The organism is Actinomycetota bacterium (assembly GCA_040755895.1).
Taxonomy (GTDB): domain Bacteria; phylum Actinomycetota; class Aquicultoria; order Subteraquimicrobiales; family Subteraquimicrobiaceae; genus Subteraquimicrobium.
Map to the genome: position 1 here is coordinate 1 of JBFMAG010000041.1, position 4292 is coordinate 4292.

Here is a 4292-nt window from a genome sequence, read left to right on the forward strand (position 1 = left end):
AAAGAATCGATGCCTTAAGGGAAGAATTGGCATTGGATAAAAGCCTAAGAGAGGAAATGGAGGCAAAGGAGGTAGTCAACGTCTAATGCCGGGCTTCTCGTTTTTACAGGAAACAAAGGACTTGACCAGATATCTTTTTAATTTATCTGAATTTCTCAACTCCACAATCACTCCTTTTCAATCTCTCAAAATATCACCAATTTGTTCTCACGGCTATCCCATAAAACAAAGAGTGACATAATAATAACAACATTACTCTGAGTAGTTTCCGTATTATACTATGCCTTTGCAAATTTTACCTCCCTGTTTTATTTTTTCTCATGAGCCTCGATGAAGGCTTTGATATCGGACTCCTTAAATTTTAGATCGCGCCCAAATTTGTAACATTTGAGCGAACCACTTTTAACATAGCGGTAGAGGGTTTTCCGACTAACACCAAGAATCTTCAATACCTCATCGGTAGATAGCATTCTTTCTAACCTTCCTCCACTATTTATCTCATTTAAGGACATTATATCCCTCCCAAGGACAAATTGCAGCCCAATTTTTAATGCTTTTTGTCTTAAAACTTTTGTAATAGCTCCACGAGTTTAGGGATAAGTGCTTCCCTCATCCTTATCCCCTTCCTAGTGAGACCATCGTATTCTTCCGTAGCCACGAATTCCCTGATGTCGATGTATTCCTCTCCTTGAAAGTTAAGCTTGTGGACTCTAATGGTGGCATTGGTATTCTTCTGGAAGCTTCCCACCAACTCTCCAAACTCCATCTTTTACCTCCTCCCAAATTCGAATTTCGTTGAAAAAATTCAATATCCTTTTAAATGCTGAATTAGCTGCGGTTTTGTTAGGGGAACGTGTAACCCCCTAATCTCACCATTTAAAGCCAAACATTTATTTGCTTTTCTTTGTGAATATCCAATAAAACTCATCTCAGAATCGATTCCTGTGCTAGCTTCTTTGCCCTACCCTTAGCCAAAGCTTCCAATTGGGCTTGTGATGGTTTTCTGTATTTCTTGCGAGGAGTAATCTTTATGAATTTCTTGGGAACCTCAAACTCCATGGAATAGATTTTCTCATCAAGTTCCTCGGAACGAATGAATTTAGCCCACTTGGCTTTGAATAGTTTGTTCATTAAAGATTTCTTGCAGGTGTAGATATTTGCTGTATTCTCTGCTTCATTGAAATTTATGATTGTTTCTTGTTCGTATTTGGATAATCTAGCCATCTTCTTCCTTTCTCAAAGAGTGTGATTCGAAAGATTTCGTTTTCCAAGCCTTATCACTCCTCCGGCATTGGGAATACTCCCTGGTAATACTTCCAAAGATGACCTCTAAACCAGGCTTCGGTTGCTACCTTTGGCATTGGTGTCACCTTTTTCCCTTGCTTTTTATTGAGCATGAGCTGGTCTTTCTTCTATAATTGCAGGTAAAATAAGAAGTTTTGCTTTTTTAGATTGATTCACCTGCAATTTTTCCGCCCCTCAATGGAGGGAGGATAATTCAAGTAAAGATTTCAAAAATAAGTACCTAGGGTCATATGATTCAAACCGTTTTTTCCTCAAATTCTTTTCGAATGAACGTTTTCAAACATTTGTTCGGATATAAAACCCATTAGTCTCTAATTTCATCGTCGCTGTGGATGCTTTTATCATCCGTATAAGTGCGTAGACGTGTTCCCTATAAGAGGAATAATCCACAGTTATCTCCTCCAAAAGAATAGAATCTCAATAGAAGTCCTATTAAAACAACAGGTAAAATGCTTATTTTTCGGGTTAATCGGGTCAGTTACCCGATGATTCTCCAACATCTAAAGCTCCTTTTTGTTGACTCTTGAGCCAAAGCCTCACAATCTCAGGGTCAAATTTACAATAGCGACCCAGTTTATAGTGGGGAATCTCGCCCCTTCGGGTCCTCTCGTAAACCCAGCTTACCGGGACACCCAGGAGTTCTGAAAGCTCATGAACGTCAATTAGCCTATCACTCATTGCTTTGTCATTTTCCTTTGTTTTTTTACATCCAAGATTTGATCTTCTCTCCAGAAAGCCCCCGTTTTTATAAGTTGCTTGATCTGAGAGTAACTTAGTCCTTCCTGCCTTGCCTTTTTCAGCTTTAGGATCCAGCTCACATGTTTTCTTTTGTATTTTCGCCACCCTTTGCCTCGTCTTTTGGGCACTATCAGGCGATATTTCCGCTCTAAATACCTGAGTCGCCACCTGGGGATACCCGTTAACCTCTCAACTTCACCGATATAGAGGAGTTTTTTATCAGATTTCATTTATAAATCCCTTTAGTTAGCTGGTATTTCAATGAATCCCTTGCGTTTATTTGAAAATCCATCAAAAAATCGTTATTCCAAGGGAATACGGATGCCCGCCCTTTGTCTTCTTTTCCTAAACTCCAAGTCGGCCCGGCAGCGCGGGCAGTTACATTTCTCTAAATCCTTATCGGCTAGGGAAGGTCTTAAAAAACCTTCCAGCCCCTTATATTTACATTCTTGTATGTGTTCATTTTGAGTTCGCTCCGCGGTTCGCTCTGCGGTTCTTGATTCCTGATATTTTTGCCAATTAACCACTTCAATAAGTGTAAATTGGTGGTTCGGGTAGCGGTTCAATTTGCGGTTCACATTTAAAACCTTGATTTTGCGTTCCACCGTCGAGGGACTCATTAATAATTCAACGGCTGCACTTCGTCTTCCGAACACGAACTGGCCTGGTTTTAAATGAACATTTCGATTATTCAAAATTATTGTCTGCTCAGTATGGCTTGCTTTCATGAGGCACCAGCACCAGACTTTCCATAACAATGGATCTTCAAATACTGTGCTTTTTAAAGCTTTTCTATAAAGCTTAATCCAGCCTTCTTTCACCTTTGCATCTCCTCGATCCTTAAGTTTTCTGAATTAAGCCAGAAATCAATCGTTTTGTTCCCACCACATCTATTCTTTAAAATCGCCACCTTTATCAAGCCCTGGTTGAGAAATCTCTCCTCCTCGGTAGCTTTTTCGGAAAGCTCTGGTCGCCAGGCCCCCAGTAGGTAATCGCAGCTTTCCTCGAAGACTCCTGAATCGCGACACATTCTTAGGGAAACGGGCTCTCCGCCGGATAAAGCTTCCCTGGACAGTTGATGGAGGACTAGAACCGCGACTTTACACTCCTTGGCAAAGGCTTTAATATCTTTCGATAATCCTGATACTCGCTCGTAGCAATCTTTGCCCGAACCACTCATATACCCAAGGTAATCCACCACCACAAAGGATATCTTCTCTCGCAATATCTCCTCTTCCCCCCTTGCGACTAATTCCGAGAGCACTTCTCAATGGATACCGGCTTTCGATTGCAAGTTATCGCTGCCAGGCGCTCAAATACTTGTGGGCTTTCCTGCTCTAGGGAGAAGAACATGATGGGCACCTTGTGATTCTCGGTCACGTTCCTAATGCAGTTTAAGGCGAATAATGTTTTACCCACGGCTGTTCTTGCCACAAAGCCTAAGATTTCACCGGGAGCTATTCCCCTTATGGTTTGATCGATTTCCTTATAGCCAAGGGTGATCCGAAATTTGGTTAAATCCTCGGTGAAGAGCTCATAGGAATCAACTACATCGGTAATTGTTTTGATATCGGCCTCATCTATCTTCAGATCCCGCTTTATTTGCGACAATTTGATATTCGGGAATTCCTCTCTTATCTTGGGAATCTCGGCTCTTCTAAACGGAAGGGATCGCTCCAGTAGTGTTTCAATTGTGGCCTGGTAATCGTCCATCACAGCATCCCCTCACGCTTAAAGACTTTGATGAGCGTCTCACGGGGGAAACTAAACCGACGTGAGAGTTCATTGACAAACCAGAAGACCTCTTCGCGGGTGAGGTGCTTAAAGGTGAGGATCAAACGCAGCCACCGATCGAATTTTTCCTCGTCTGTTTCGTTATCAAGGCTTGATCTTGTTTCTTCCATCTTTATCCCCTTCAATGTCCAACGTTTTTTGATCTACCGGCATGAAATCTCCCCCTCGCAATCTTGGCGAAGCTCTCTCTATCAAAGAGTTCACACTCCTCAACGCCTAGAGCTATAGAAAGGGATTCTCGAATTTTTGGATAAGCTTTTCGGTGTCTCCCCTCGATTTGCGCAACTAGGCCGGGAGATACGCCCAACTTCCTTGAGAGGGATTCGAGCGAATAACCCCTGCCACGCCGGAGTAGTTCCATCCTCGTGATCTTCTTAACATTCTTCATAAAAAACCGTCCTTTCTTTGCTTTTGCTCTTTACTAAAATTTTACACATGATAAGTTTTATATGATT

10 protein-coding genes are annotated in these 4292 nt (G+C 41.8%); all 10 read right to left on the reverse strand.

Annotated features, from left to right (window positions below):
• Positions 1-308: 308 nt before the first annotated feature.
• The 10 genes from AB1466_01840 to AB1466_01885 all read right to left on the reverse strand — a co-directional run bounded on the left by AB1466_01840 (position 309) and on the right by AB1466_01885 (position 4225).
• Positions 309-512 carry a helix-turn-helix domain-containing protein gene (locus AB1466_01840; GenBank protein ID MEW6188843.1) on the reverse strand — a complete coding sequence of 68 codons (204 nt, stop codon included), beginning with the start codon at positions 510-512 and terminating at the stop codon, positions 309-311.
• A gap of 50 nt (positions 513-562) precedes the next feature.
• Positions 563-766, reverse strand: coding sequence for a PC4/YdbC family ssDNA-binding protein (locus AB1466_01845; GenBank protein MEW6188844.1), 204 nt, complete (start codon positions 764-766; stop codon positions 563-565).
• Positions 767-924: 158 nt separating this feature from the next.
• Entirely contained in the window at positions 925-1224 is a 300-nt protein-coding gene (locus AB1466_01850) for an immunoglobulin (protein MEW6188845.1), read from the reverse strand.
• Positions 1225-1779: 555 nt separating this feature from the next.
• The gene (locus tag AB1466_01855) at positions 1780-1983 is read right to left on the reverse strand and encodes a helix-turn-helix domain-containing protein (protein MEW6188846.1); all 204 of its coding nucleotides are present in this window, start codon (positions 1981-1983) and stop codon (positions 1780-1782) included.
• Positions 1980-2273 carry a helix-turn-helix domain-containing protein gene (locus AB1466_01860; GenBank protein ID MEW6188847.1) on the reverse strand — a complete coding sequence of 98 codons (294 nt, stop codon included), beginning with the start codon at positions 2271-2273 and terminating at the stop codon, positions 1980-1982. The genes AB1466_01855 and AB1466_01860 overlap by 4 nt, the downstream gene beginning before the upstream one ends.
• 72 nt (positions 2274-2345) lie before the next feature.
• On the reverse strand, positions 2346-2864 hold the full coding sequence (locus tag AB1466_01865) for a hypothetical protein (GenBank protein MEW6188848.1): 519 nt from the start codon (positions 2862-2864) through the stop codon (positions 2346-2348).
• A complete protein-coding gene (locus tag AB1466_01870; protein MEW6188849.1) occupies positions 2861-3268 on the reverse strand; it encodes a DnaB-like helicase C-terminal domain-containing protein in 408 nt (135 codons plus the stop codon). Before AB1466_01870 ends, AB1466_01865 begins: the two co-directional genes overlap by 4 nt.
• A 23-nt stretch (positions 3269-3291) precedes the next feature.
• On the reverse strand, positions 3292-3756 hold the full coding sequence (locus AB1466_01875; GenBank protein MEW6188850.1) for a DnaB-like helicase C-terminal domain-containing protein: 465 nt from the start codon (positions 3754-3756) through the stop codon (positions 3292-3294).
• Positions 3756-3947: a hypothetical protein gene (locus AB1466_01880; protein MEW6188851.1), complete on the reverse strand. Its 192-nt coding sequence runs from the start codon at positions 3945-3947 to the stop codon at positions 3756-3758. The genes AB1466_01875 and AB1466_01880 overlap by 1 nt, the downstream gene beginning before the upstream one ends.
• 11 nt (positions 3948-3958) lie before the next feature.
• Positions 3959-4225, reverse strand: a complete 267-nt coding sequence (locus tag AB1466_01885; GenBank protein MEW6188852.1) for a helix-turn-helix transcriptional regulator — start codon at positions 4223-4225, stop codon at positions 3959-3961.
• Positions 4226-4292: the final 67 nt, after the last annotated feature.